Raw genomic sequence first — 25,463 nt, 5'->3', positions numbered from 1 at the left:
CCCCGATCATGCCAGGTACGGGGTGCATACCATCAGGGACGATAACAAGGACAATCCCATGTCATACCAGAAACTCGAACAACATCAGCAACAACTGCACCGCCTCTCCCACCTCTCCGCCATCTGCGGCTGGGATCAGGCCGCCATGATGCCGGAGGGAGGCAACGAGGCCCGCGCCGAGGCGATGGCGGAGCTCGGCGTGCTGATCCACGGCAAGCGCACCGCCCCCGAGCTTGGGGAGTGGATAGCCAAGGCAGAGAGCGAACCGCTGGACGAGCACCAGCGTGCGAACCTGCGGGAGATCAAGCGCCAGTGGCAGGATGCAAGCCTGCTGCCGGGGGCGCTGGTGGAGGCGCTGTCGCTCGCCGGCAGCAAATGCGAGCACGCCTGGCGTCGCCAGCGCAAGGAGAACGACTGGGCAGGTTTTGCCCCGAACCTCGAGGAGGTGGTGCGCCTGTCGCGGGAGGTGGCTCGCCTGCGCGCCGACGCGCTCGGGGTGCGCCCCTATGATGCCATGCTGGCGCTGTACGAGCCCGGCATGACGAGCGCGAGGCTGGATCAGATCTTCGGCGATCTGACGAGCTGGCTGCCCGGCCTCATCCAGACCGTGAGCGAGCGGCAGAAAATCGAGACCATCCTCACCCCGCAAGGCCCCTTCCCGATCACAACGCAGCAGGCGCTCGGTCAGGAGGTGATGGGACTGCTCGGCTTTGATTTTGCGCACGGCAGGCTAGACGTGAGCAGCCACCCGTTCTGCGGCGGCGTGCCGACGGACGTGCGCATCACCACGCGCTACAACGAGCAGGAGTTCGTCTCCAGCCTGATGGGCATCGTCCACGAGACGGGCCACGCACGCTACGAGCAGGGGCTGCCGCGCGCACTGCTCGGCCAGCCGGTGGCCGAGGCGCGTTCCATGGGCATTCACGAGAGCCAGAGCCTGTTCTGCGAGATGCAGCTCGGCCATCACCCCGCGTTCCTTGCACAGATTGCACCGCGCATCCGCGCACACTTCGGCGAGCAGGCCGCGCTCGCACCGGCGAACCTCGAGAAGCTGTACAACAGGGTCGAGCCCGGCTTTATCCGCGTCGATGCGGACGAAGTCACCTACCCTGCCCACGTCATCCTGCGCTACGAGCTGGAGCGGGACCTGATGGAAGGGCGCATCGAGGTCGCGGACATCCCCGAGCTGTGGGACGCGAAGATGCAGCAGTGGCTCGGCTTGTCCACGAAGGGCAATTACCAGAACGGCTGCATGCAGGACATCCACTGGACGGACGGCTCGTTTGGCTACTTCCCGAGCTACACGCTCGGCGCCATGTACGCGGCGCAGCTGCGTTTTGCACTCGAGCGTGAGCTCGGCGACATGGGCACGCTCGTAGAGTCCGGCCGCCTGCCGGAGATCTTCGGCTGGCTCGGTCGCCATATCTGGTCCCAGGGCAGCCTGCACGGCACGGACGAGCTCATTCGCCGCGCGACCGGTGAGGCGCTCAATCCCCAGTGGCTGCGCAAACACCTCGAACAGCGCTATCTGAAATAAGCGAGGTTGAACCCCCTCCCAGCCTCCCCCTTCACAAGGGGGAGGAGCTAACCCCGCCCCCGTTCACAGAGGGGAGCTGTTTGTCCCCTCCCCTTACGAAGGGGAGGGTTAGGGTGGGGTCCTGCCCCCCTAACCTTACAAAGGGAGGACTGGGATTCCTCGGATCGCACTATTTTTGCTATTCCTGTCCGTTTTTGGCTAGTCACCCCTCTCGCCCCCGCTTAGTCTCTGGGACATGCCCACAGCAACCCGAGCCATGCCATGACCACAGCGCCCCCGCATTCATCCCAACGGGACGAGATCATCCCGGGTCTCACCCGGGAGCAGTGCCACGCCGCACGCCTCGCGCGAGACGCGCGTTTCGATGGCCGCTTCTTCACCGGGGTGCTCTCCACCGGCATCTATTGCCGCCCCGTGTGTCCGGCGCGGGCACCGCACGAGCACAATGTGCGCTATTTTCGCTTCGCGGCGGCGGCAGAGCAGCACGGGCTGCGCCCCTGCCTGCGCTGTCGCCCCGAGCTCGCACCGGCCCAGAGCGGCGATCTGCCACCGCTCGTCGCCCAGGTGCTGGCGCGCATCGAGCGCGGCGAGCTGGCGGAGCACAGCCTGGGCTCCCTTGCAACGCAGGCCGGGATCACGGAGCGCACCCTGAGGCGCCAGTTCGAGCAACACCTCGGCGCCTCGCCGAAACAGGTGGAGAAGACGCGCCGCCTGCTGCTTGCGAAACGGCTGCTGACGGAGACGCGCCTGCCCATCACGGACGTGGCGTTTGCCGCAGGCTTTGCAAGCATTCGCCGCTTCAACGACGCCTGGCTGCAGGCGTATGGCATGACACCGGGCGCCCTGCGCAAGCAGGAAGGGGGGACTGGCGAGGCGGCGCCGCAATCGAGCCTGCAACTGCACCTGCTGTATCGCCCGCCGTTCGACGTCCAGGCCATGCTCGCGTTCTACCGGTTGCGCGCCATTCCGGGGCTGGAGCGGGTGGATGAGCACGGTTACGAGCGCCGTCACCGGGTCGGCGAGCAGGAGGGGCTCATCCGCATCGAGCCCGTCGAGGGGGAGAGGCTCAGACTCACGGTGCGGGATCTGCCGCCGGGTGCGCTGCCGGACATCCTGTACCGCGTGCGCCGCATGTGGGATCTCGACGCCGACATGAGCCGCATCGGCGAACACCTGGGGCAGGATCCGCTGCTCGCCGGCATCCAGGGACGATGGCCCGGGGTGCGGCTGCCGGGGGGGTGGGATGAATACGAGGTGATGCTGCGCGCCATCGTCGGCCAGCAGGTGTCGGTCAAGGGTGCCATCACCATCATGGGGCGCCTGGTGGCGCGCACCCTGGCGCAGTTCGGCACCGCGCAGCTGCCCACCCCGACCCAGCTGTGCGAGCTGGATCTCGACGGCATCGGCATGCCGGGCAGCCGCATCCGCACCCTGCAAGGGCTCGCCTCGGCGCTAGCAAGCGGCGCACTCACCCTCGCCACGGCAAGCGACGAGCAACTGCTCGCGCTGCCGGGCATAGGTCCCTGGACGGTCGCTTACTGGCGGCTGCGCTGCGGGCTCGATACGGATGCCTTCCCCACCTCGGATCTCGTGCTGCAAAAGGCGCTGGGGGGCGGTGACAAGCTGCCGGTGAAAGAGGTGACAGCGCGCAGCGCCCCCTGGCAGCCGTGGCGCGCCTATGCCGCGAGCTGGCTGTGGCACGCCATGAGTGAACAACCGGCGCTGCTCACCCGGCCAACACAGACACAAGACGAGGAGAAGAGCCCATGATCCGCTATGACATGATGCCCACCGACCAGGGCGAACTGCTGGTCGCCATCGACGAACGCGGTCTGGTCCATGTGGACTTCCTGGCCGGACTGCGGCCGCTCCCCGACATGCAGGACTGGCTACAGGACGGCGAGGCGCTCGCCCCCTTCCTCGCCGAGTTTCGGGACTACTTCGCGGGCAGGTTGCAGCGCTTCACCCTGCCGCTCGCCCCCAGGGGCACGGCGTTTCAGCAAGCGGTGTGGCAGGCGCTGTGCGACATCCCCTACGGGGAGACCCGCAGCTACGGCGACATCGCCCGCGCCATCGGCAAGCCAAACGCGGTGCGGGCGGTGGGTGCCGCGAACGGTCGCAATCCGCTCTCCATCATCATCCCCTGCCACCGGGTGATTGGCCAGAATGGCAGCCTCACCGGCTATGCGGGAGGCCTGCCCATCAAGCAGGCACTGCTGACGCTGGAGAGGGCCTCTCGTTGATCCGGCGCAGCCCGGCCAGGGCTCACTGCCGCTGCGCCAGCCAGCCGTGAAACCCCAGCGCCTGAAAGAAGCGGTGCGCCGCCGCGAAACCGGCCCCTTGCAAGAGGCGGCGGGTCTGTCCCTCGTCCAGGGAGGTGAAATCCTCCCCGAGGCGGCGCACCATCTGCTCGCAGGCAGGAAGCGGCAAACCGGCGAGGGCGGCTTGCAACCCCATCGCCTTGCGCTCAAGCGGGTCCGTGGGCGCCATCAGATCCGCCAGCAGCAGGGGAGCGCCAGGATTGAGCTGGCGATAAATATCACCCAATAGCGCGGCTTTGGCATCTTGCGCCAGAAAATGCAGAACCAGCAGACAGAGTGCACCATCGCAAGGCTTATCCACCACAGGCAATGCGCCCAGGTGCCAGCACACCCTCTCCCCCATGCCCACCTGCTCGGCCCGCATCCTGGCATGGGCCAGCATGTCCGCCGAGATATCCTGGGCCACAAAGGTCCAGCGGGGGCAGAGACGGCCAAGCAGCAGCAGCTCGCTGCCCGTGCCCACCCCTACCAGCAGCACCCTAGCCTGCTGGCCCAACGCGGCCATCAGCCGGGAGGCACAAAGCTGGTGCAGCAGCTCGTAGCCTGGCACCAGCAGGGGGATGCGGCTGTCATAGGCCTTCGCCCCTTCTCCTTCGAATCGCTCCGTCATCTTTTGCTCCTTTGGTGTGAGCCCCCTTGATAGGGGCTGCCGCCGGGAGAAGGTCAAGAGCCACAGGGACGAGCCAGTTGCCAGCCCAGCCCTTCCCATGAAGGGAGGGCCCTAGCCCCCCTTGCCCAGCGCCGCTTTCAGAGCCGGATTGAAGACGCGCTGGAGGGAGGCGGGATTGTTCACCAGCTTGGCCGCCGGGCGGCGCGGGCGCCTGACCAGCTCGCCGCCACAGTTGGGGCAGGTCAGGTGCAGATACTGATCGTTGCACTCGGCGCAGAAGGTGCACTCGAAGGAGCAGATGTAGGCCGTCGCCGTGTCGGCGGGCAGATCCCGGTCACAGCACTCGCAGTTGGGTCTGAGTTCAAGCATGGCAAGTTCCTGATGTACAAGGGGAAGCGGGAAAGAGAGCGGCTCAGTCGACGATAAAGAGGCGAGCGCCCAGTTCGGTATAGGAGCGATGGGGTTCGGCGTTGTCCGCCACCTGGTAGCTCATGCCCGGCGTCAGGGTGAAGACGCGGCCATCCTGCAACTCGGTGTGCAGCTCCCCTTCGAGGCAGAGCAGCACATGGCCCTTGCTGCACCAGTGATCCGCCAGATACCCGGGGGAGTACTCCACCATTCGCACCCGCAGATCCCCGAACTGCCGGGTGTGCCAGCGGGCGACGCCGCGTTCTCCCTTGTGTTCGGTCGGCGGGACCTCGGCCCAGTTCGTGGTGCAAAACGGCAGTGCATGGATGTTCATGACGGATCCTTTGTCAGAAGAAGGCTGGGGGAAGGTGCCTCACCACGGGATATCCGTGACAAGGCCGCGCCCCATACTGCCATCAAATCCGCTCCAGCCCCATGCCCACACGGGTAATCATCCCCTCTTCAGGCTGCCCATCACCTGCATCTCGCAGCGATGGCAGTCAAAGCGCAGGCGGAAACTCTCCTTGCCCATCTTGAGCTCCAGGGGCTCGGCCTTGAGACCGGGCACCTCCTTGGGGCAGAGCTGCTGGCTGTATCGGATGCAGTGCTTCGTTGTCATCAGCACCACTTCCCGCTCCTCCTTGTTCGCCTCATACGCGGGGGCGATGCTCCCCACCCCGTGTTCGCGAAAGAACTGCTCCGCCGCGCTGTTCAGCACGTTGCCGAGGTAGGAGAGCCGATGCTGGGGATAAACGGCGCCTCGCAGGGGAATGCGCCGCTCGGGTCGCCGGTAGGCAGCCAGACGGGCCGCCTCCAGGGCGGCAATGCCGTCCCGGCGCAATCCGTTAAGCTGTGAAGCCGCAATAAACAGCGGGCGAGTGAATGCCAACTCAATCTGGCGAGCCACAAACAGGGTGTTGCCGAGTTTGCCGAGCTGATCCCTGGCCTGTTGCAGCGCCCGTTCCGGGTTGTCCGCCGGCTGCTGGTCGCAGGGGAGCGTAACGGCGGCGCCAATGCCCTGCTCGTCGGTAAGCGTGAGCCGCAGTCCCTCGTCGCACTCCGATAGCCGCATATCGACCCGGATGCGGCGATCCGCGCTCCCCTTTTCGAGCTGCTTGCTGAAGGCCTGATCGTGGTTGCGAAAGATCTCGGTGCCCACCTTGAGACCGGGCATGGGTTCCGACAGGAGTAACCGCTTGCTCTGTGCCTTCTCTTCCACTTTATTGAGGCGCATCCCCACCAGCTCGCCCCCCGGCTTGAAGAAGCCGAGGCCATCGCCGTTGTTGAGGGCAACGGCCTGGCCGTCGATCTCTATGCCATCGCGGGTCACGCTGGTGACGCGCCCGAGCGGCTCCCCGACGTATTTCGGGCTGCGCGGCGAGTCGATGCCTGGCTGTCGGCCATGGAGGAAGTAGTCGGTGCTGCCCCGGTTGAAACTCTTCTTGGGATCCGGCGTAAAGGTGTAGCTGCAACGACCGGCGGAAGCGGCCACCAGGTCGGGGCGGCGCTCCAGGATGGTGTCCAGCTTCTGGCGATACCAGGCGGTGACGTTCTTGACGTAGTCGAGCCCCTTGAGGCGCCCTTCAATCTTGAAGGAGCGGATCCCTGCGGCGATCAGCGCCTCCAGGTTGTCGGTCTGATCCATGTCTTTCAAGGAGAGCAGGTGGCTGTTTTCCACCAGCACCTCCCCCGCCGGCGTTTGCAGGGAACAGGGCAGTCGACAGAGCTGGGCGCACTCGCCGCGGTTCGCGCTGCGCCCGGTGCGGGCGTGGCTGATGTTGCACTGGCCGCTGTAGGAGACGCACAGGGCACCGTGGATGAAGAACTCCAGCTGCACGCTCGTAGCGGCGCTTATCTCGCGGATCTGCGCAAGGGAGAGCTCGCGGGCCAGCACCACCTGGGAGAAGCCCACGTCCTGCAGAAACGTCACCTTTTCCGGGGTGCGGTTGTCGGTCTGGGTGCTGGCGTGCAGCGCGATGGGGGGTAAATCGAGCGCCAGCAGCCCCATGTCCTGCACGATCAGCGCATCGGCGCCCGCCTGGTAGATCTGGTGGGTCAGGCGCCGGGCCTGCTCCAGCTCGTGGTCGTGCAGCAGGGTATTGAAGGCGACGAAGACCTGGGCGCCGAAGCGGTGGGCATGGCGCGCCAGCGCCTCGATGTCCTCGAGGCTGTTGCCCGCTGCGCTGCGGGCACCGAAGGCGGGGCCCCCCATGTAGACGGCATCGGCGCCGTGGTTGATGGCCTCGATGCCATAGGCGAGGTTCTTGGCCGGGGCCAGCAACTCCAGGCGGTTGTGATGGTTCTGATCGCGCATAACGTCCGGTTCGAAGGGCTGCAAATGGCCGCCACTCTAGCCAGACTCCCCGCCCCCCGCCTTGATCCCGCTTAAGATCACCGCAGAATGCAGGATTGACCCGGTACAAGGACATCTGGCGGCCCCCTCATCCCCCGGCCCTGAGAGAGTGCCGACTACGCTGGCACCCGACGCGGAGCTAGATCACGACCTTGAGGGCCAGCCCCAGCAGCACCAGGCCGCTCACCTTGTCGATCACGGTGGATTTGGCCTTGAGCCAGGCGAGTACGGGCCCGCGAGAGAGCACCAGGGCCACCAGCACATACCAGAGCGCATCGATGCCGCCTGCGGTCAGCATCATGATGCCCCCCTCACGCCAGCCGGTGTCGGCATGCACGAACTGGCTGAACAGGGCGATAAAGAAGATGGCGAGCTGGGGGTTCAAGAAGGCCACCATAAAGCCCTCGAACGCCCCTTGACGTCCCCGTGGCGGGTGCCCCTCTTCCTTGCCTGCCTCCCCCCCAGCGGGCCTGGCCAGCAACGCCTTGATCCCGAGCCAGGCGAGAAACGCCGCGCCGCCGTAGCGGATGAGATCGAACAGCAGCGGGGTCTGGGTGATCAGGATGGCGAGGCCGAGGGCCGTGATCAGCGCATAGATGCCAACTCCCAGGCCGTGTCCCAGCGCCGTGGCAACCCCGTGGCCCTGCCCTCCCTGTACCGTATTGCGGATGATCAGTGCCAGGCTCGGCCCCGGGCTGATGGCCCCCATCACGCAAATGGCGGCCAGCGCCAGCCAACTCGTCAGCTCCATACCTTCTCTTCCTTCGTGTCGATTGTTGTCACCCGGGATCAGGGTAGGGGGTGGCTCGCTATGCCAGAAGTGAAAGTTATGAATAGAGTCCATAGCCAGTGGCTATAGAGTGGCACAACCCGCTGCCATCAGCGGCTCACCTGCGGCCCTCGGGCCAACTGCTTGCGACTCTCCCCCAGGGTGAATTGCAGGTGATCCCGCAGGAAGGGATAGGCCAGCTCGCGAAACCAGCGGTGAGCCGGATCCAGGTGGTGGCGCTGGTGCCACAGCAGATGATACTGCTGGACCCGGGTGGCGAAGGGGAGATCGCAAAAACTCAGGGCATGTTCCCGGGAGAGCTGCCAGGCGATATGGGCCGGGGTGGTCATCAGACAGTCTGTGCGCAGCAGCACCTCCACCGCCGCCTGGAAGAAGGGCACCCGGGCAAACCAGCGGCGGGAGAGCCCGCGGGGGGCCAGCACCTGCTCCACCGGGCTGTCCTTGTCCCCGCCCCCGCTCACCTGCAGGTGAGGCCAGGCAAGGTAATCCTCCAGACTGGGCGCCATGCCAGAGAGCGGGTGATGGCGCCCCATCAGCACCACCAGCCTGTCCTCCCCCTGATGCAGGCCGCGGATCTGGTCCGGCACCAGCTCCGTGATGGTGGAGACCATGTCCAGCTCCGATTGCCAGAGCTGGGGCAACTGGCGCTTGTCCCACAGGCTGTACTCCAGCGCCGCCCGGGGGGCGGCCCTCGCCAGGGCCGCACAGATGTCCGGCAGGATGTGCTGGGCCACGTAGTCGGAGGAGGCGAGCCGAAACACCCGCTCGCAGCGCTCGGGTGCAAATTCCGGCGCCTCGTAGAGCCGCTCCAGGGCACCGAGGGAATCGGCAAGCTGGGCCGCCAGGGCCTCGGCCCGCGGGGTCAGCAGCCAGCGCTGCCCTTCCCGCACCAGCAGCTCGTCACCAAACTCGCTGCGAAGCTGGCCGAGCTGCTTGCTGATGGAGGGCTGGCTCAGGTTCAGCAGCTCCGCCGCCCGGCTGATGTTGCGGGTCTCCAGCAGCACCTTGAGGGTGGGCAAGAGATTGAGATTCGCTTTGTGCACAGGAGTCACCTCGGGAAGGGGTCGCCGGGATCGGGCCTTCATCTTACGGCAAGGAGAAGCGGAAATTTAAGCAAAATCACGGTCTTGCTCCCGCCACTCCCCTTACACTGGGGGGACCGCAGGATGACAGTGAACGCCCCGTGCGGCATAATTTCGCCACTTTCCGCCCCAGGGCGGCCATCACGACAAGCGACGACAAGATGACATACGCCACTATCACCGGGTGGGGAAAATGCCTGCCCCCCGCCTCGCTGACCAACGATGACCTCGGCACCATCATGGATACCTCGGACGAGTGGATCTACCCGCGCACCGGCATCAAGGCCCGCCGGGTCTCCCATGTCAGCACCCAGGCGCTCGCCACCCTGGCCGCCCGTCGCGCCCTGGCGTGCGCAGGTCTGGACGCCGCCGCCCTCGATGGCATCATCCTGGCGACCGCCACACCGGGCACGCTGGTCCCCAATGGCGCCTCCGCCGTGCAGCAGGCCCTCGGCGCCCACAAGGCGGCGGTGTTCGACCTCAACGCCGCCTGCACCGGCTTCGTCTATGCCCTCTCGGTCGCCACCTCCCTGGTGCAGACCGGCATGATGCAAAGGGTGCTGGTGATCGGTGCCGAGCGGCTGACCCAGTTGCTGGACTGGGCCAAGCGCGACACCGCCGTGCTGTTCGGGGATGGCGCAGGCGCCGTCATCATCGAGGCGAGCGAGCAGGAGAGCGGCCTGATTGCCAGCAAGCTCGGTTGTGACAGCGAAGCGCGGGAGATACTGCACGTGCCGAACTTCGGTACGGATCGGGTGCGTTTCGCCGACATTGACGGCCTCTTCACCTTCAACTTCGAGGGGCAGGAGATCTTCAAGCGCGCCGTACGCGGCATGGGCGAAGCCACCGGCACCGTACTGGCCCAGGCCGGCATCGCCCCCGAGCAGATCGACCTCATCGTGCCGCACCAGGCGAACGTGCGCATCATCGAGACCCTGGCCAAGCGGATGAACGCCCCCATGGAGAAGGTGATGGTCAACATAGAGCAGTACGGCAACACCTCCGCCGCCACCGTGCCCATCGCCCTGTGCGAGGCGCTGGAGCAGGGTCGGGTCAAGCCGAACAGCTACCTGCTGACCGCCGCCTTCGGGGCCGGGCTGACCTGGGGCGCCGCCCTCATCAAGTGGGGGGATCGCGTCACCCCGATCGCGAGTTGCGACGAGGTGCTGCCCCCCTGCGAGCAGAGCGCCCTCGAACTCATCGCCCATGCGGTGCAGGGTTGCCAGCAGGCCCGCCCCGCCGACGCCTGAGCGAGCGCCAGCGCCAGCGCCAGCGCCCCATGATCCGCCAGGAGCCCCATGGCTCCTGGCTGCCAGCCCCCCTACGCCCCCTCGCCGTTTCGGCAGCGACATAAAAGTCATTGAAAAGTGTGAATTTTGAGCGAAACATATCAAAAAATGACCACTTGACACTTTTTTGTCGTCAGAATGCGGCCAAGGGGTTCACAACCTTGCCGGATCTGGTAGTATGCGGCCTCGCACTTGGGGAGGGGTTCCCGAGCGGCCAAAGGGATCAGACTGTAAATCTGACGGCTCTGCCTTCGAAGGTTCGAATCCTTCTCCCTCCACCATTCAAGTGCGTCAAGTAAGTAAAAATCAGGAAAATACCCCGTGGAGGGGTTCCCGAGCGGCCAAAGGGATCAGACTGTAAATCTGACGGCTCTGCCTTCGAAGGTTCGAATCCTTCTCCCTCCACCATCTTCCTGAACACAATATGCAATGCCCCTGTGGAGGGGTTCCCGAGCGGCCAAAGGGATCAGACTGTAAATCTGACGGCTCTGCCTTCGAAGGTTCGAATCCTTCTCCCTCCACCATTCTTCAGACAACCCGGCCTCGCGCCGGGTTTTCGCTTTTCTGGATAGAATCCATATGGCGCTGTCAGATCTGACAATTGCCCTCCCCGCACTTTTTAGAAACAGTGGAGCCTCATGTCGCAAGGAGTGCACACAGATGTTTGAAATCTGGGATGAAACGGGTCGCGAGCACGGGCTGACACTGCCCGAGCTGCAACTGCGGCTGCGGGATTACCAGGGAGACGTGATGGTGCGCTACCTCAACCGCCTCGGCCTGCCGAGCACCCTCTTCCTGACCATCCGTCAGGGATGCGCCTATCAGCGCTTCAAGGCGGGCTCCCCCATGCTCGACTGGTCCTGGCTTGCCCAGGCCATGCACGCAGCCCCCCTGGCTGGCGCCGCACCTGCACAGGGCCATGCCCTTCCCTGACCCCCTCCTTCCTGCCCACGCCCATTATCAGACTCTTCCTACAGCCTCCCTTTAGACCCTCCCTGTATGATGCGCAGCCATGTTCCCGTCAGGTGAGAGCCATGTTTGCGTTCAAAGAAGAGTATCCCGTGAGTGCCATGGTCAGCATGGCGGATATCGTCGTCCCCTTTTACCAGCCCATCATCGGCCAGGATCGTCAGGTCAAGGGGTATGAGGTGCTGGCCAGGCGCTGGGATGCCGGCAACCAGGGTTATCAGAGCATCGATTTTGCCGCCCTCGGCGAGGATGATGCTCTGCACCTCGATATCGTCATGCTCAGGGCCATCATGCGCGATCTGCCCGTGCTCGCCCAAAAAGGCCCCTATGCGCTCTCCATCAACCTCAATCCGGCGCTCTCCAGCCCCACCTACCGCAATCTGCTGTTGCTGGTGCTGCTCCAGGCCCGCAAGCTGGGGATCGCCATCTGGTTCGAGGTGCTGGAACACGTCAGGATCAAGCACCAGCACAGGGAGATGATCGAGGTGTTGCGAGCCCATGGCGCCCACATCGCCTGTGACGACTTCGGCTCCCTGGCATGCAACTTCCAGCGCCTGATGATGCTCCCCTACGAGATCGTGAAACTGGATCGTTCCCTGCTGCTCCAGGCTGTACGCAGCACCCATGCCCTCAACATGCTGACGGGGCTGGTGAAATACCTGCAACGACTCGGCATGGCCGTGGTGTGCGAGGGAGTGGAGACCCAGGCCCATATCGAGGTGGCGAACCAGCTGGGCTGCGACTACCAGCAGGGCTACGCCTACGCCATTCCCTCCCCTCTCTCCCGCTGGGCCTGAGCCGAGCGCTTGCGTGTCACGGGGGAAACCCGGGCACCTTTCCCATGAAATCCGGCAGGGTGCTGCCATTTTCCTGCCAAAGATGGCAGGCTGTCCCGGCCACACTGACGCCGAGGCCCGCCATGGTTCGCTTTGCCACCTTCAATCTCGCCTTCGATCGCACTGCACCCGGCATGCTGGGGGAAGAGCTCGCCCTGACCCGCACCGAGCAGGATGCCCTGCAGGCCCGCCTCGCCGACGGCACCTTGAGCGGCGCCGAGAAGACCAAGGCCCTCGACGTGCAGCAGATCCGCAACATCGCCGAAATCATCCAGCGCACCCGGCCGGACGTGTTGCTGCTAAGCGAATTCGACAATGACGGCAAGGGCAGCGACACCACGGACCTCAACGCCTTCAACGACAACTACCTGGCCCATGCCCAGCACGACGAGGTGACCGCCATCAGCTATCCGGTGCTGCAGAACTTCGCCACCAACACCGGTTTGATGAGCGGCCATGACCTCAACCTGGACGGCAAGGTCAACAACGGGCCAGACGACGCCTGGGGCTTTGGCAACTATCACGGCCAGTACGCCTTCGCCGTGATGTCCCGGTATCCCATCGATACCAAACAGATCCGCACCTTCCAGACCTTCAAATGGAAGGAGATGCCGGGCGAAGCGAACCCCGTCATCGACGACTGCCACAACCCCAGGGCACCGATCCCGAGCGGCCGCCAGTGTGGCGATGCCTGGTATGACGACGCAGCCTGGCAGGCACTCCCCCTCTCCTCCAAGAACCACGCCGACGTGCCGGTGCGCATCAAGCGCGGCAGCAAGGAGGAGGTGATCCACTTCCTTATCTCCCACCCGACCCCGCCCATCTTCGGCAACGCGGCGCGCCACAACGTCAAGCGCAACCGTGCGGAGATCGCCTTCTGGCAGGACTATGTGGCAGGGGCAGGCTACATGGTGGATGACGCCGGCAAGGCCGGTGGCCTGCCCGCGGGTGCCAGGTTCGTCATCGCCGGCGATCTCAACGCCGACCCCCAGATTGGCGATGGGGATCTCACCGCCATTCAGGATCTGCACAACCATGTGCTGGTCAATCAGGCCGTCACCAACGGCGCCCTGATCCCGGTCAGCCAGGGTGGCCCCGAGTGCCTCGCCAGCCATCCGGATCAGTGCAAGCGCAACAACAACCGCCCCACCCCGGAGCGCATCACCAGCAGCAGCGGCCTGCAGCTCGACCACGTGCTGCCCTCCGCCAACCTGAACGCGGTCGCCTCCGGCGTGTTCTGGCCGGCCAGCTTCGAGCCGGGCTACCACCTGGTGTATGACCCCAAGCTCGGCATCGCCAAGGGCGTCAGTTCGGATCACCGCCTGGTGTGGGTCGACGTCACACTGTGACAGTGACGCAGAGCAGACAAGCAACGGGGCCCGCAGGCCCCGTTTTCATTGGTTTGTCATACCAGCTTCTCCACCCGGGCCGGCAGCCCCTGGCGGGCCGACGAGCCGATGGCCCAGTCCACCAGGGGATAGCGGCCATGGCGGCTGGGATCCAGCACCGCCAAGTCATTCAGATTGACCCCGGCTCCGCGCAGGGGATTGGCGACCACTTTCTGGCCGTCTATCCAATGTTCCCGCGCCCCCAGCTCCTTGTGGCCGAAACCGTGTTCGATGGCGATGGCATCGGCCTGCACCCCGGCCACACACTCGGCCACCCCGATCACGCTGCCATCCGGGGTGCTGACCCGCACCCTGTCCCCGCTCTCGATCCCCAGCTGCGCCGCCGTCTGTTCATTGAGCCGCACCCGGTTGCTGGGGTTCACCTGGCGCAGGCGATCCGAGCCGATGCTCATGGAGCTCATGGTGTGGGACTTGTAGCTGGTGAGCAGCAGCGGCCACTGGGCCGGCTTGAACGCCTCATTGAGCGGCGTGCCGTCCGCCAGCTGGGGGCGGAAGAAGCGCGGGGTACCGCTCAAGTATTGCCCACTCTGGCTGTGGCGGCGGCTGCCCACCTCGGGGTTCCATACCATCAACGGCTTGGGCCAGCGCTTGCTCGGCTGACCCGCATCGTCGCGCCCCTTGGCCGCCGGCTCGAAGCGCCCGCCGCGAGCGAAGAGATAGGCGGCGCGGCCCGCCTCCTCCGGGCTCAGGGTGGCATTCAGCACCGGCATGATCCGCTCCACTCCGGACCAAGCGAGATCCTCAGGCCCAATAGGAGGCACCGGCTCGCCGAGATAGGCGACGTTGGCCGCCCCGTAGAGGGAGAAGTCCGCCGCCCGGTTCAAGCCGTGCACCTTGCCATCCGCCCCTTTGAGCGCCCCCTCGCCAAAGCCCGGCAACCCCAGCCGTTTGGCCACCGCGATGAAGAAGGACTCCATGCAGACTGGATCTCCCTCGGCGGTCTTGGCGACACGGGGCTCCACGATGGGCCAGCGACCGGTGGAGACCTTGGTCATGACCCCGTGCCAGGCGGTGGCCCAGCCCCAGGACTCATAGGTGAGGGTGTCCGGCACTAGGTAGTCCGACAGCGCCGACGACTCGTTGATGAAGCTGTCGATGCTGACCACAAGGGGCAGCACGGCAGGGTCTTTGAGCTCTTCGCCGATGGCCTTGCTGAGCCCGGCCTGACCGTAGAGGGGGTTGCCCATGTGGTTGATCCAGGCCTTGAGCCGGTAGGGATAGCCGTTCACCGCAGCGGTCAGGTGTTCGCCGAGCAAGGGGCCCGAGATCGGGAACCAGGGCTCTTGCGCCGGATAGGGGTTCTGGCCCGCCTCGCGCTTGCGCCGATATTCGGAGGTCTTCTCGTAGGGGAACTTGGAGCGCGACAGGAAGACCCCGGCGGGCTTGACCATGCCGGGGAAGCTCGCCAGATCGTAGCGCGGCCCCGCCCCGAAGGGATCGAACTTGCCGCCGCTCGCCACGGCGCCGCCCCTTGCGTTCAAGTTCCCTACCATGACGTTGAGCATCATGATGGCCCAGGCCGAGTAGAAGCCGTTGGCGCTCATGGTGCCGCCGTGGGAGACCACCGCCGCCCGGGTGCCGTGGCTGGTGAACTCCCGCGCCAGCGCCTCGATATCACTCACCGGCACGGCGCACTCGGCGCTGTATTGCGCGAGGGAGTGTTCCCGGCACGCCTCGGCCAGCAGCTGGAAGCTGCTCTTGACCATCAGCTCCCCCTTGGGGCCCGGAATGGTGCGATCCACCCAGAGGTTGGCCCGCTCACACTGACCGGCAGGTCTCGGCTCGCCGCTGCTCGCCTCCTCTACCAGCATGGCGTCCCCCTCCCCATAGGCTTCCCCCTCAAAGGGCAAGCCGAGATCGCTGGCCCGCAGCATCTGGCCGAAGCGCGGATGCCCCTCGTCGCAGACAACCAGATGGCTGGCGTTGCAAAAACCGCGATAGCCGGCCCGCTCGGCGGCAGCGGCATGGGGGGCCGTCAGGAAAGGCTCGGCGTAGCGTTGGTTGTCGATGATCCAGCGCAACATGGCCATGGCCAGCGCCGAGTCGGTGGCAGGGCGGATGGGCAGCCAGCGGTTGGCAGGGGCGGACGGCATGTTCACCGTGTTCGGCAGGCTGGGGGCCACCACCACGTAGGAGAAGGGCTTGCCCTGCCGCGCCCGGTTCGCCGCCAGCTGACGGGACTGGCGCTTGAAGGGGTTGCCCGATTGCTGGGGCGAGGTGCCCATGAACAGCAGGAAGTCGCTCTCGTCCCAGTCCGGCTTGAGGTGGGAGTTCTTCTCCAGATCGTCCAGCAGGGCGCCGGCCCCGACCCGGAACGACAGGCCGCAATAAGCGCCGTGGTTGGCGAAGTTGCGGGTGCCGAAGCTGTTGAAGGTGAAGCGCTTGATGAAGTGATCTCGCCCCTCGTCCGAGGCGTTGCTCACCAGCAGCTGGTTGGCCCTGGGGCCGTATTCCGGGTTGGCCGGGTCGAGCGGCTCGGCGAGGTTGCGAATGGCCCGCAGCCCCTCAACCTGGCCCTCGCCAAACAGATCCCCCCCCTCCACCACCTCGGCCACCAGCTGCTCGAAGGGGATGCTCTGCCAGCGGCCGCTGCCACGGGGCCCCACCCGCTTGAGGCAGCGGGTGACCCGCTGCGGGCTGTCGAGCTGCTCGAGCATGGCGTTGCCACGGGCGCAGGCGGTGGAGCGCCCGTCCAGCCCCCCTTCCTGGTAGCCACTGGTGGCGAGCAGCGCCTGTTTGACCGGGGTCTTGAAGTCGATGTGGTGGCGGGCGGAGAGGGGGTGATAGGGGTTGCCCAGGATCCGCACTATCTGGTCGCGCTCGTTGTCGATGCGGGCCCGCACTCCGCACAGGGTCCAGCAGCCAAGACACATGGTGTTGGCAACCCGCTGGGCCGGGTTGGGGTGCAGTTCCCCCTGCTCATCGACCCTGTACTCCACGGCCAGCGAGTTGCCATGGATGGGATCCCGGGTCGGCTGGCCCGAGCTGCCGGTGGCGAGGCCAGTCGCCACCTGCTTGAGGGTGTCGCTGTAACCGGCAACGAACAATCCGGTGCCACCGGCGATGGCGGCGCCCTTGAGAAACTTGCGTTTGCTGTGATCCATCAGAGAGCCTCGCGTGCAAAAGTTGTGGATGCCTTGATGGCAGAGGAAACAGAGGGGCGCACCAGCTCCGAGAGGGCCACCAGCAGGGCCAGCAGCAGACCGAAGGTGCCGAGAATGCCGAGCACACCGGCCGGGCCCCAGGCGATTTCATAGAGGTACACGCCGGCCCCGTATTTGGGTGCGAGCTGCCCCTGAATGAGCACCAGCCAGCGCAGGCCCCACACCAGGTGCAGCCCCAGCAGCGCCAGCCCCCAGAGTGCCAGGCAGGCAGAGATCCTTCGCCGCAACAGCATCAGCAGGCTGGCCAGCCCCAGGGTCAGCAACAACCAGTGGGCCGCCAGCCGCCAGCTCGGGTCGAGCCGATAGAGGGCTGCAGCCTCTGCCGCCGAGGCGCCGCCAAACAGGGCCCAGCCCAGCAGGGAGAGCGCCAGCAGGCCTAACGTCCAGCCGCTCTGGCGCAGCAGGGTCGACTCGGTCTGGGCACCCCAGCCCGCCAGCAAGCGGTTGAGCAGCAGCAGGGCACTCTGGGCCCCCAGCACGGCGCTCAGGGTCAGCAGCCAGGGCAACCAGGGGGTATGCCAGAGCGGGCGCGCCGCCACCGCCATGGTCTCGAGCCCGGTGTAGAGGGCGATGCTGAGCCCGCTCAGGGCCGCCAGCAGGGAGAGGGGCCGCAGCCAAACGTGCCCCGACCAGCTTCCCAGGCAGAGCAGCCGGGCAAGGCGGGCGATCTTGTCCCCTTCTGCGCCACGCCGGGCCAGGGCTGGCCTTAGCAGCAGCCAGCCGAGCAGCATGGAGAGCAGGCTGAACAGCGGCAGCAGATAGGCGCCATACCACATGACGGAGCCAACGCGCGTCTGGGCATAGAAGTGCCAGGCCCGGGCCGGCTGGTGCAGATCCGCGGTCAGGGCAATGGGAGCCACCAGACCGGCCGCCACCATCAGCACCGCCGCCAGGGTCTGCAGCCGCGGGTCCGGCGCCTTGCGCCACAGCTCAAACGCGCCGAGCCAGAGGGCCCCGTAAGCAAGGCCGATGAGGAAGAAATATTGCACCGCCCAGGGCAGCCAGGTGATGGGCTGAGCCGGGGCCAACAGTTCGTTAATGACCATGGGCTATCTCCTTGCCATCGTCGGTGAGCAGGGTGCGCAGGGCCGGGTTGCCGTCGACCTTGCTGACGAAGGCCTCGTCCATGCCGAGATAAAAGACCCGCGGCTGGGTATGGGCCTCGGGCTTGAGCACCTTGAGCGCCGGCTCGTGTTCGCGCAGCAAGCGGCTGATCCGGCTCTTGGGGTCGTTCAAATCGCCGATGATGCGCGCCTCGCCGACACAGCTCTCCACGCAGGCGGGCAAGAGCCCCGCCTCCAGCCGATGGGCGCAGAAGGTGCACTTGTCGGCGGTGTTGGTCTCGTGGTTGATGAAGCGGGCGTCATAGGGGCAGGCCTGCACGCAGTAGCCGCAGCCGACGCACCAGTCGTTGTTGACCACGACGATGCCATCGTCGCGCTGGAAGGTGGCGCCGGTGGGGCAGACATCGAGGCAGGCGGGCTCGGCGCAGTGGTTGCAGAGCCTTGGCAGCATCAAGAGGGAGGCGGGAGCCTCGAGGGCGGCCACGTCGCTCACCTCGTACTGGCTCACCGTGGTGCGAAACTGACCGAGGGGGGGCTGGTTTTCAATGGTGCAGGCCACGGTGCAGGCCTGACAACCGACGCAGCGGCGCAGGTCGATCAGCATGCCGTAACGCTTGCGCCCATCTCCCCGGCTGATGGCCGCCCGCCCGTTGCGGGGAGCGGGAACGGACTGCGCCTGAACCTGGGTGACGGGGATCAGGGCCGCCCCTGCGGTGAGGGCGGCGATCCCGGATAACAATCGGCGCTTGCTGGGCTCCATGGCATCTTTCCTTCTGCTGAGCTGGCTTGAAAGGGGTTGGGCCGATTGTCCTCAACGCAGGAAGTCGCCTCTATTGTGGTTTTCCACATACCGGGAGCCGGGTTGATCCAGCGCAATAAAAAATGCCCCAGCCCTGCTGAACTGTGACCGGGGCGGCGTTTGCCGCTCCTCCCGGCCCCGTTCGCGTGCAAGCGCACGTCCCGGTGATAGACTGCCCCCTTTGCACCGAGAGGAGAGCCCCCTGCACGCCCCAGTCCCCTTGCCCCTGCTCAGCCTGCTGCTCTGGCTCGCCCTGTCAGCCCTGCCGCTGCGGGTGCAGGCCGCCCCAACCCCCTCTGTGCCAGCGCCGGCCCGACAGGAATCCGCACCATCCCAGGCCACACCGGTGCAGACCTTGGCCGAGCCGATACGCATCGGCGTGCTGGCGACCCGCGGCCCGGCCCTGGCCAGAGCCCAGTGGCAACCGCTGCTGCGCTGGCTGGCACAGCGCGTGCCCGGCCATCGCTTCGTGCTGCATCCGCTGGGGCTCGATGAACTGGCCGAGGCCGTCGCCCGCGAGCACCTCGATTTCGTCATCACCAACCCGGGCCAGTCGGTGAGCCTGGCGCGCCAGTATCCGCTGGCCTGGCTCGCCACCCTCAAGAGTCCGGCCGGGGGGGACAACCTCGCCATCGGCGCCGCCCTGGTGGTGCCTGCCCAGGCCCCCTACCGACACTGGCGTGACCTCGAGGGGCAAGCGGTCGCCGCCGTCTCGGAGAACGCCTTCGGCGGCTACCTCGCCTATCGCTTCGAGGCAGGCGAACAGGGGGTCAGGCTGGAGCACTTCTTCTCCACCGTGCAGTTCACCGGCTTTCCGCTGGACCGGCTCATCGAGCGGCTGACGGCAGGGGAGGTGGTCGCCGCCATCGTGCCGGTGTGTCAGCTGGAGCGCATGGAGCGGGAGGGCAAGGTCGCCAGGGGAGCGTTTCGGGTGCTGGACGATCAGGCGCCGGCCGACTTTGGTTGCCAGAGCTCGACCCGGCTCTACCCCAACTGGTCCTTCGCCAAGACAGAGCGGGCCTCCCCCGCGCTGGCGCTGGCGGTGACCCGCGCGCTGTACGATCTGCCCGCTGATAGCGAGGCGGCCATCGCCGCCGATTCGGCGGGCTGGACCGTGCCCACCAGCGAGCTTGCCATCGACCGCCTGCTCAAGGCGCTGGATCGCCACCCGCTGCAGGGCCCCTGGTGGCAAGCGGCCTGGCACTGGCTGCGCCAGCATCAGCAGTGGGGCTGGGGTGCCCTGGTGCTGGTGCTGCTGCTGGGGGGCCACCACCTGCTGCTGCAATACCTGTTCAACCGCAGCCAGCGCCGGCTGCTCAAAGCCCGCCACCAGCTCGAGCAGAAGGGACGCCAGCTGGCACAGGCCAGACGGCTCGCCGAACTGGGCGAGCTGGGCGCCAACGTGGCCCACGAGATCAATCAGCCCCTCAGCGCCATCGCCAACTACAGCCAGGGGGCCTTGTTGCGACTGGACAAACTCGCACAAGATCCGGCCCAGTCTGCCGCCCAGGCCTCCCTGCGTCAGGCCCTGGAGCAGATAGGGCTCCAGGTCCAGCGCATCACCCAGACCGTCAACCGGCTCAGGGCCAGGCTGCAAAAGCGCCCTCCCCGCGTCGCGCCTTGCGACCTGCCCCCCCTGGTGGCGGAGTTGCGCCCCCTGCTGGAGCAGATGCTGGCGCCGCTCGACGTCGCCTTCACCCTGCACTGGCGGGGCCAGCCACGCCCGTTACCTCTGGACGGCACCGGGATGGAGCAGCTGCTGGTCAACCTCATCAAGAATGGCGCCGAGAGTGCAGCGAAGAGAGCGGCGCAGAGGGCAGCTAAGAGTGCAGCGAAGAGTGCGCGCGCCGCTGTTCACTCCCCTGCTCACCCCACTACGCAAGCACCGGCACAGGCGCCTGCCCGGGTCGAGCTGCTGATCGCCTTCGAGGCACAGAGCCTGCAGCTGGAGATCCGCGACAACGGCGCCGGCCTGAGGGAACCTGCGGCCCTGCTGCAGCAGGCGTTTTACAGCGACAAGGCGGATGGCATGGGGCTGGGGCTGGCCATCTGCCGGGAGGTGGTCGAGAGCCATCGCGGCCAGTTCACCCTGGAGAACCTGAGCCCCCACGGCTGTCTGGCCCGGGTCATTCTGCCCGTGCCGCCACCCGAAACCCTCCCTTCATCCACCGACATGCCGAGGAACTGAGATGCCGACCCCTGCCCACCCCCCGCTCTATCTGGTCGATGACGACGAGGCCGTGCTCGACTCCCTGCGCTTCATGCTGGAGAGTTGCGACGAGCGGCAGCTGCTCAGCTTTTCCGATGGCGAGCGCTTCCTGGCAGAGGTCGACCTGCACCAGCCCGCCTGCCTCATCCTCGACTGCCGCATGCCGGGGCTCTCTGGCCCCGAGGTCCAGCAGCGGCTGAAGGCGGCCCAGAGCCCCATCGCCATCCTGTTTCTCACCGGCCACGGCGAGGTGCCACTGGCGGTGGAGTCCCTCAAGCTGGGGGCGGTGGATTTCTTGCAAAAGCCGGTGCAGCTGGCCCCCCTGCTCGCCGCCATCGAGCGGGCCGAGCAGGCGACGCAGGCGGCGGCCACCCGCCTCGCCCAGCTGGCCGCCTTTGAACGCCTCACCCCGCGCGAACGCCAGTTGTTGCAGCTCATCGCCCGGGGCCACAAGAACCAGCAGATAGCGCAGGATCTCTGCATTTCGGTGCGCACCGTCGAGGTGTGCCGCGCCAGCCTGATGAAACGCCTGGCGGTGAACTCCCTCGCCGAGATGCTGTTGCGCTACGCGCAGGTGAACGAACAACCCTGAGTGGCCTGCAACCGTACAAAACGGGCAGGGATCACACATTTGGCGCTTCGATGGCGGTAGAGTGCCCTCTTCTCTTCACCAGGACCGCCCGGGTCCTGCGCCTTGTTTCGAGGACACATCATGGAACTGCTTCTGCTCAGCAACGGTAAAACCACAGAACACCCCGGCCTGCTCGGCTGGGCCCGCGACCGGGTGCAAGCCCTGCTCGCTCGCAACCAGGTCAAGCGCATCCTGCTCATCCCCTACGCGGTGATCCGCAGCGACTGGGATGCCCGTGCCCGGGAGCTCACCGAGAGTCTGGGGGTGGACGCCATCAGCATCCACCACTTCGACGATCCGGTGGATGCCATCAACCGGGCCGACGCCATCTTCATCAGCGGCGGCAATACCTGGCTCCTGAACCAGCGGCTGCACGAGTATGGTCTGGTGGTCCCCATCCAGCGTGCGGTGCGCGAGCGGGGCGTGCCCTATGTGGGCTGGAGCGCCGGCTGCAACGTGGCCACCCCCAGCATCCGCACCACCAACGACATGCCGGTGTGCAGCGCCGTCGTGCTGCCTGCGCTGGGGCTCTTCCCCGTGCAGATCAACCCTCACTATCTGGACGCCAGCATCAGCGGCCACATGGGGGAGACCCGGGACGAGCGTCTGGCCGAGTTCTGCGCCATCAACCCGAGCGAATCCGTGGTGGCCCTGCGCGAGGCGAGCCTGTTGCAGATCGGCGGCAATCACATCGAGTACTGGAGTGCCCGGGGCGAGACCTTCAAGATCTTCAAGCACGGCGAACCCATCCGGGAATACGGGGACGCTGCGCCTCTGGCAGCGCTCACCCCCTTCACGCCGGCACGCTGATCCTGCCAAACGACAGAGGGATGGCCTGCGCCATCCCTCTTGCTTTGTTGCTCGCCCCTTCGTGATTCACTCCAGAATGGCCATCTCCTCCCGAGAGCCGCTGCGCCCGGGAGCCCTCAGCAACACCACCAGCGGCACGGCGCACAGGCTGACCCACATCATCAGGCGAAAATCCTGCAGGTAGGCGAGCAGGCTGGCCTGCCGGGTCACCTCGCCGTTGATCATGGCCAGCCCCTTCGGCGTCATCAGCTCCGCCATGCCCCCGCCCTGATGCAGGTTGACATTGAACGGGGTGATGTAGGCGGCGAACGCCTCGTGGTTCATCTGGGATCGCTGGGCCAGATAGGTGATCACCACCGAGATGCCGATGCTGCTGCCGATGTTGCGCACCAGGCTGAACAGCGCCGTCCCCTCGTTGCGATAGCGCGGCGCCAGGGTCGCAAAGGTGATGGTGGAGAGGGGCACGAAGATGAAGCCGAGCCCCAGCCCCTGGATGATGCCGGTGCGCACTATGTCCCAGCTGCCGATGTCCGTGTTGAACAGGGTCATCTCCCACATGGAGAAGCTGGTGAGCAGCAGCCCTGACAGGATGAGGTAACGGGCGTCCACCCGGCCCGACAGCCTGCCCACCAGCATCATGGCAACCATGGTGCCCACCCCGCGCGGGGCGAGCAGGTAACCCACGTCGATCACCGGGTAACCCATCAGCCCCTGCATGAAGGGAGGCAGCAGCGTCATGGTCGCCAGCAAGATGATGCCGACGATGAAGATGAAGAGCAGACCGACGCTGAAGTTGCGATCCCGGAACAGGGCCGGTTCTATGTAGGGGTGCGGGTGGGTGAAGATATGCACCACGAAGAGGTAGAACGCCATCACCATCAGGGCGGTCTCGATGACGATCTCCCGGCTGGCGAACCAGTTCTGGGACTCTCCCCTGTCCAGCGCCATCTGCAACGCCCCGATGCCGAGACTCAGCAGGGCGAACCCCAGCAGATCGAAGCGGCGGCTGGCATCGATCTTCGTCTCCTCGATGAAGGCGGCAAGTCCGAACCAGGCCAGCAGGCCGAACGGCAGGTTGATGTAGAAGACCCAGCGCCAGTTGTAGTACTCGGTGAGCCAGCCCCCCAGCGACGGCCCCAGAATGGGGCCCACCATGACCCCTATCCCCCAGAGCGCCATGGCAGAGCCGTGCTTCTCAGGCGGATAGGTGTCCAGCAGCACCGCCTGTGAGAGGGGCACCAGGCTGGCCCCGAAGATCCCCTGAAGCAGGCGGAACAGCACGATCTGCTCCAGGCTCTGGGCCGCGCCGCACAGCATGGAGGCGACGGTAAAGCCCGCCACCGACCACATGAACAGCCTTTTTCGGCCAATTCTTGCTGAGATGAAACCGGTCAGCGGCATGAAGATGGCGGCCGCCACTATGTAGGAGGTGAGCACCCAGGAGATCTGATCCTGGGTCGCCCCCATGGCTCCCTGCATGTGGGGGAGGGCGACGTTGGCGATGGTGGTGTCCAGCGCCTGCATGATGGTCGCCACCATCACCGACAGGGTGATGAAGGTGCGACGGGAAGCCTGGTCTGCCTGCCCTGTGGCTGCGCTCGTCATATCAACCTCGACCTGACAGGCCAGGCAGGGTGCGCTGATGGCCGGTGTCTATCTCGGCGGTGGCACTCAGACCCGCCCTCAGGATGGGCAGATCCGCTCCCGAATCCAGCTTGATCCGCACTGCCACCCGCTGGGCGATCTTGACCCAGTTGCCGGTGGCGTTCTGGGCCGGGATCACCGAAAACTCGGAGCCTGTGGCCGGGCTCAGGCTCTCCACCACCCCGGTCCAGTGCGCATCGGGGTAGGTATCCACACTGATGTCCACCTTCTGGCCAGGTTGCACATGGGTCAGCTCCGTCTCGGTGAAGTTCGCCTCCACCCAGGGGGTGTCGGTCTCCACCAGCATCATGGCGGTCATGCCCACCAGATTGTACTGGCCGGGCTTGGGCAACTGGCTGACGATGCCGTTGGCGGGGGCATAGATGGTGGTGCGAGCCAGATCCAGCCTGGCCTTGGCCAACTCGGCCGCGGCCTCCTGATAGGCGGGCTGCTGCTCCACCGGCAGGTTCACGTCCCCGCTGAGGGAGGCTTCAATCTTCTTGAGCCCCTCCTCCAGCGCCACCTGTTGCTGGGCGGTCTGTATGGTGAGCTGGCGGGCATCGTCGTAATTGGCGGTGGAGGTGAAGTGTTTGGCCACCAGATCCGCCTGACGGTGCTCCTCTTTCAGGGCATAGGCATGGCGGGTGCGGGCCACGGCGATCTCCGCCTGCTGGCCGCGATAACTGGTCTGCAGCGCCACCAGATCGGTGCGCACCTTGGCAAGTTCCGCCTCGGCCTTGGCCACAGCGACCCGGAAGGACTCCTGATCCAGCTCGAACAGCGGCTGGCCGGCCCGGACCTGCTGGTTTTCCTCGACGAACACCTTGGCCACCCGGCCCAGCACCTCGGTGCTGATGGGGACCTTGTCCGCCTTCACATAGGCGTTGTCCGTCTCCACATAGCGCCCGCCCTGCAGGTAGATAACGCCCGCGCCGATCAAGGCCAGTGCCGGCACCACCACCAGCAACAGCAGGCGGGTGCGGCGCCGGTTGGCGGCGGGACGGGAGGAAGAGGGGGAATCAGTGGTCATGATATGGCTCCACGTTGGTTGGCATCACAGGAAAGCATCAGAGGTGGCCGAGGTTGGCACGCAGGATCTTGAGGGAGCGGCACAGCGCCTCGGTCGCCTCCTCCCCCAGCTCGCCGATGGCCCTCTGATGCACCAGATCGGACGCCTGTTTGATCATCGCCAGATAGGGGGCGGCCCCTTCGGTCAGATGGAGCTGATAGGCCCGCCTGTCATGGGGGTCGCTGCGCCGCTCCACCAGGCCGCTCTCCGCCAGCTGATCGAGCTGACGGGCCAGGGTGATGGGCTGGATGTCGAGCCGCTCCGCCAGATCCACCTGGCGGATCCCTTCGCTGCGTGCAATGTGCACCAGAGCCCTGGCCTGGGCCAGGGTGAGGCAGCTTCCCTCCAGCTGCTGCTGGAACTGGCGGCGCATCAGGCGCTGGACGTCGCCGATGAGAAAGCCAAGGGTGTCCGGTTGTTTGTTCATGATATGCAACCTATATAGTAAGCTTTACTTATTATATGCAAA

General features: G+C 66.0%; 21 protein-coding genes, 3 tRNA genes and 1 pseudogene. 13 read left to right on the top strand and 12 right to left on the bottom strand.

The annotated features are described in order from the left end of the window. The first annotated feature begins 58 nt into the window (after window positions 1-58). The 3 genes from AB5Y89_RS08065 to AB5Y89_RS08055 all read left to right on the top strand — a co-directional run bounded on the left by AB5Y89_RS08065 (window position 59) and on the right by AB5Y89_RS08055 (window position 3,780). Window positions 59-1,537, top strand: a complete 1,479-nt coding sequence (locus AB5Y89_RS08065; protein ID WP_368223417.1) for a carboxypeptidase M32 — start codon at window positions 59-61, stop codon at window positions 1,535-1,537. Window positions 1,538-1,798: 261 nt separating this feature from the next. Then, window positions 1,799-3,307 (top strand): AlkA N-terminal domain-containing protein, encoded by a 1,509-nt coding sequence (locus AB5Y89_RS08060; RefSeq protein WP_368223415.1) that lies wholly within the window; start codon window positions 1,799-1,801, stop codon window positions 3,305-3,307. After that, complete coding sequence (locus tag AB5Y89_RS08055) at window positions 3,304-3,780, top strand: methylated-DNA--[protein]-cysteine S-methyltransferase (RefSeq protein ID WP_202042100.1); 477 nt, start codon at window positions 3,304-3,306, stop codon at window positions 3,778-3,780. Before AB5Y89_RS08060 ends, AB5Y89_RS08055 begins: the two co-directional genes overlap by 4 nt. Before the next feature lie 22 nt (window positions 3,781-3,802). Here AB5Y89_RS08055 and AB5Y89_RS08050 read toward each other — a convergent pair whose 3' ends face one another. The 6 genes from AB5Y89_RS08050 to AB5Y89_RS08025 all read right to left on the bottom strand — a co-directional run bounded on the left by AB5Y89_RS08050 (window position 3,803) and on the right by AB5Y89_RS08025 (window position 9,062). Then, entirely contained in the window at window positions 3,803-4,468 is a 666-nt protein-coding gene (locus tag AB5Y89_RS08050) for a class I SAM-dependent methyltransferase (protein ID WP_368223413.1), read from the bottom strand. A gap of 111 nt (window positions 4,469-4,579) precedes the next feature. Next, complete coding sequence (locus AB5Y89_RS08045; RefSeq protein WP_010673281.1) at window positions 4,580-4,837, bottom strand: DUF1272 domain-containing protein; 258 nt, start codon at window positions 4,835-4,837, stop codon at window positions 4,580-4,582. 43 nt (window positions 4,838-4,880) lie between these two features. Further along, a complete protein-coding gene (locus AB5Y89_RS08040) occupies window positions 4,881-5,210 on the bottom strand; it encodes a DHCW motif cupin fold protein (protein WP_039041054.1) in 330 nt (109 codons plus the stop codon). Window positions 5,211-5,327: 117 nt separating this feature from the next. After that, window positions 5,328-7,190, bottom strand: a complete 1,863-nt coding sequence (locus AB5Y89_RS08035) for a U32 family peptidase (RefSeq protein ID WP_368223410.1) — start codon at window positions 7,188-7,190, stop codon at window positions 5,328-5,330. A 178-nt stretch (window positions 7,191-7,368) separates the two neighbouring features. After that, a complete protein-coding gene (locus AB5Y89_RS08030; protein WP_039041052.1) occupies window positions 7,369-7,980 on the bottom strand; it encodes a LysE family translocator in 612 nt (203 codons plus the stop codon). A gap of 128 nt (window positions 7,981-8,108) precedes the next feature. After that, entirely contained in the window at window positions 8,109-9,062 is a 954-nt protein-coding gene (locus AB5Y89_RS08025; RefSeq protein ID WP_109112806.1) for a LysR family transcriptional regulator, read from the bottom strand. Window positions 9,063-9,262: 200 nt separating this feature from the next. On the opposite strand from AB5Y89_RS08025, the gene AB5Y89_RS08020 reads away from it, so the two are divergent. The 7 genes and pseudogenes from AB5Y89_RS08020 to AB5Y89_RS07990 all read left to right on the top strand — a co-directional run bounded on the left by AB5Y89_RS08020 (window position 9,263) and on the right by AB5Y89_RS07990 (window position 13,544). Continuing rightward, window positions 9,263-10,351, top strand: coding sequence for a ketoacyl-ACP synthase III (locus AB5Y89_RS08020; RefSeq protein WP_042880524.1), 1,089 nt, complete (start codon window positions 9,263-9,265; stop codon window positions 10,349-10,351). Between the two features lie 235 nt (window positions 10,352-10,586). Further along, a tRNA-Tyr gene (locus tag AB5Y89_RS08015) sits at window positions 10,587-10,671 on the top strand. 42 nt (window positions 10,672-10,713) lie between these two features. Then, a tRNA-Tyr gene (locus AB5Y89_RS08010) sits at window positions 10,714-10,798 on the top strand. Window positions 10,799-10,829: 31 nt separating this feature from the next. Next, window positions 10,830-10,914 (top strand) — tRNA-Tyr (locus AB5Y89_RS08005). Window positions 10,915-11,050: 136 nt separating this feature from the next. Further along, entirely contained in the window at window positions 11,051-11,323 is a 273-nt protein-coding gene (locus AB5Y89_RS08000; protein ID WP_010673275.1) for a hypothetical protein, read from the top strand. 101 nt (window positions 11,324-11,424) lie between these two features. Further along, on the top strand, window positions 11,425-12,156 hold the full coding sequence (locus tag AB5Y89_RS07995) for an EAL domain-containing protein (protein WP_368223408.1): 732 nt from the start codon (window positions 11,425-11,427) through the stop codon (window positions 12,154-12,156). 82 nt (window positions 12,157-12,238) lie between these two features. Further along, window positions 12,239-13,544, top strand: a pseudogene (locus tag AB5Y89_RS07990) (endonuclease/exonuclease/phosphatase family protein). 56 nt (window positions 13,545-13,600) lie between these two features. Here AB5Y89_RS07990 and AB5Y89_RS07985 read toward each other — a convergent pair. From AB5Y89_RS07985 to dsrO, 3 genes are read right to left on the bottom strand one after another with little or no spacing between them, the layout of a single operon-like run. Next, the gene (locus AB5Y89_RS07985) at window positions 13,601-16,708 is read right to left on the bottom strand and encodes a tetrathionate reductase subunit A (protein ID WP_368223405.1); all 3,108 of its coding nucleotides are present in this window, start codon (window positions 16,706-16,708) and stop codon (window positions 13,601-13,603) included. Continuing rightward, window positions 16,708-17,814 (bottom strand): NrfD/PsrC family molybdoenzyme membrane anchor subunit, encoded by a 1,107-nt coding sequence (gene nrfD, locus AB5Y89_RS07980; protein ID WP_323950998.1) that lies wholly within the window; start codon window positions 17,812-17,814, stop codon window positions 16,708-16,710. The genes AB5Y89_RS07985 and nrfD overlap by 1 nt, the downstream gene beginning before the upstream one ends. Then, window positions 17,804-18,592 carry a sulfate reduction electron transfer complex DsrMKJOP subunit DsrO gene (gene dsrO, locus AB5Y89_RS07975; protein WP_103260727.1) on the bottom strand — a complete coding sequence of 263 codons (789 nt, stop codon included), beginning with the start codon at window positions 18,590-18,592 and terminating at the stop codon, window positions 17,804-17,806. The genes nrfD and dsrO overlap by 11 nt, the downstream gene beginning before the upstream one ends. A gap of 259 nt (window positions 18,593-18,851) precedes the next feature. On the opposite strand from dsrO, the gene AB5Y89_RS07970 reads away from it, so the two are divergent. From AB5Y89_RS07970 to pepE, 3 genes are all read left to right on the top strand, one after another. Continuing rightward, window positions 18,852-20,819, top strand: a complete 1,968-nt coding sequence (locus tag AB5Y89_RS07970) for a PhnD/SsuA/transferrin family substrate-binding protein (protein WP_368223447.1) — start codon at window positions 18,852-18,854, stop codon at window positions 20,817-20,819. Between the two features lies 1 nt (window position 20,820). Next, a complete protein-coding gene (locus AB5Y89_RS07965; RefSeq protein WP_368223403.1) occupies window positions 20,821-21,432 on the top strand; it encodes a response regulator transcription factor in 612 nt (203 codons plus the stop codon). Window positions 21,433-21,552: 120 nt separating this feature from the next. Then, window positions 21,553-22,281, top strand: coding sequence for a dipeptidase PepE (gene pepE, locus AB5Y89_RS07960; RefSeq protein WP_221436014.1), 729 nt, complete (start codon window positions 21,553-21,555; stop codon window positions 22,279-22,281). A gap of 66 nt (window positions 22,282-22,347) precedes the next feature. On the opposite strand, the gene AB5Y89_RS07955 is transcribed toward pepE, so the two are convergent. From AB5Y89_RS07955 to AB5Y89_RS07945, 3 genes are read right to left on the bottom strand one after another with little or no spacing between them, the layout of a single operon-like run. Beyond that, window positions 22,348-23,886: a DHA2 family efflux MFS transporter permease subunit gene (locus AB5Y89_RS07955; protein ID WP_103244377.1), complete on the bottom strand. Its 1,539-nt coding sequence runs from the start codon at window positions 23,884-23,886 to the stop codon at window positions 22,348-22,350. A 1-nt stretch (window position 23,887) separates the two neighbouring features. Then, window positions 23,888-24,955, bottom strand: a complete 1,068-nt coding sequence (locus AB5Y89_RS07950) for an efflux RND transporter periplasmic adaptor subunit (RefSeq protein WP_368223401.1) — start codon at window positions 24,953-24,955, stop codon at window positions 23,888-23,890. Between the two features lie 37 nt (window positions 24,956-24,992). Further along, window positions 24,993-25,421: a MarR family winged helix-turn-helix transcriptional regulator gene (locus AB5Y89_RS07945; protein ID WP_045523708.1), complete on the bottom strand. Its 429-nt coding sequence runs from the start codon at window positions 25,419-25,421 to the stop codon at window positions 24,993-24,995. Window positions 25,422-25,463 lie beyond the last annotated feature (42 nt).

It is taken from the genome of Aeromonas sp. s4 (assembly GCF_040907855.1).
GTDB lineage: Bacteria > Pseudomonadota > Gammaproteobacteria > Enterobacterales > Aeromonadaceae > Aeromonas > Aeromonas caviae.
This window is presented reverse-complemented; position numbering and strand designations above follow the sequence as displayed.

Coding starts and splice junctions, on each gene's coding strand:
- AB5Y89_RS08065 (WP_368223417.1), top strand. CDS start 59: ATGTCATACCAGAAACTCGAACAACATCAGCAACAACTGCACCGCCTC.
- AB5Y89_RS08060 (WP_368223415.1), top strand. CDS start 1,799: ATGACCACAGCGCCCCCGCATTCATCCCAACGGGACGAGATCATCCCG.
- AB5Y89_RS08055 (WP_202042100.1), top strand. CDS start 3,304: ATGATCCGCTATGACATGATGCCCACCGACCAGGGCGAACTGCTGGTC.
- AB5Y89_RS08050 (WP_368223413.1), bottom strand. CDS start 4,468: ATGACGGAGCGATTCGAAGGAGAAGGGGCGAAGGCCTATGACAGCCGC.
- AB5Y89_RS08045 (WP_010673281.1), bottom strand. CDS start 4,837: ATGCTTGAACTCAGACCCAACTGCGAGTGCTGTGACCGGGATCTGCCC.
- AB5Y89_RS08040 (WP_039041054.1), bottom strand. CDS start 5,210: ATGAACATCCATGCACTGCCGTTTTGCACCACGAACTGGGCCGAGGTC.
- AB5Y89_RS08035 (WP_368223410.1), bottom strand. CDS start 7,190: ATGCGCGATCAGAACCATCACAACCGCCTGGAGTTGCTGGCCCCGGCC.
- AB5Y89_RS08030 (WP_039041052.1), bottom strand. CDS start 7,980: ATGGAGCTGACGAGTTGGCTGGCGCTGGCCGCCATTTGCGTGATGGGG.
- AB5Y89_RS08020 (WP_042880524.1), top strand. CDS start 9,263: ATGACATACGCCACTATCACCGGGTGGGGAAAATGCCTGCCCCCCGCC.
- AB5Y89_RS08000 (WP_010673275.1), top strand. CDS start 11,051: ATGTTTGAAATCTGGGATGAAACGGGTCGCGAGCACGGGCTGACACTG.
- AB5Y89_RS07995 (WP_368223408.1), top strand. CDS start 11,425: ATGTTTGCGTTCAAAGAAGAGTATCCCGTGAGTGCCATGGTCAGCATG.
- AB5Y89_RS07985 (WP_368223405.1), bottom strand. CDS start 16,708: ATGGATCACAGCAAACGCAAGTTTCTCAAGGGCGCCGCCATCGCCGGT.
- nrfD (WP_323950998.1), bottom strand. CDS start 17,814: ATGGTCATTAACGAACTGTTGGCCCCGGCTCAGCCCATCACCTGGCTG.
- dsrO (WP_103260727.1), bottom strand. CDS start 18,592: ATGGAGCCCAGCAAGCGCCGATTGTTATCCGGGATCGCCGCCCTCACC.
- AB5Y89_RS07965 (WP_368223403.1), top strand. CDS start 20,821: ATGCCGACCCCTGCCCACCCCCCGCTCTATCTGGTCGATGACGACGAG.
- pepE (WP_221436014.1), top strand. CDS start 21,553: ATGGAACTGCTTCTGCTCAGCAACGGTAAAACCACAGAACACCCCGGC.
- AB5Y89_RS07955 (WP_103244377.1), bottom strand. CDS start 23,886: ATGACGAGCGCAGCCACAGGGCAGGCAGACCAGGCTTCCCGTCGCACC.
- AB5Y89_RS07950 (WP_368223401.1), bottom strand. CDS start 24,955: ATGACCACTGATTCCCCCTCTTCCTCCCGTCCCGCCGCCAACCGGCGC.
- AB5Y89_RS07945 (WP_045523708.1), bottom strand. CDS start 25,421: ATGAACAAACAACCGGACACCCTTGGCTTTCTCATCGGCGACGTCCAG.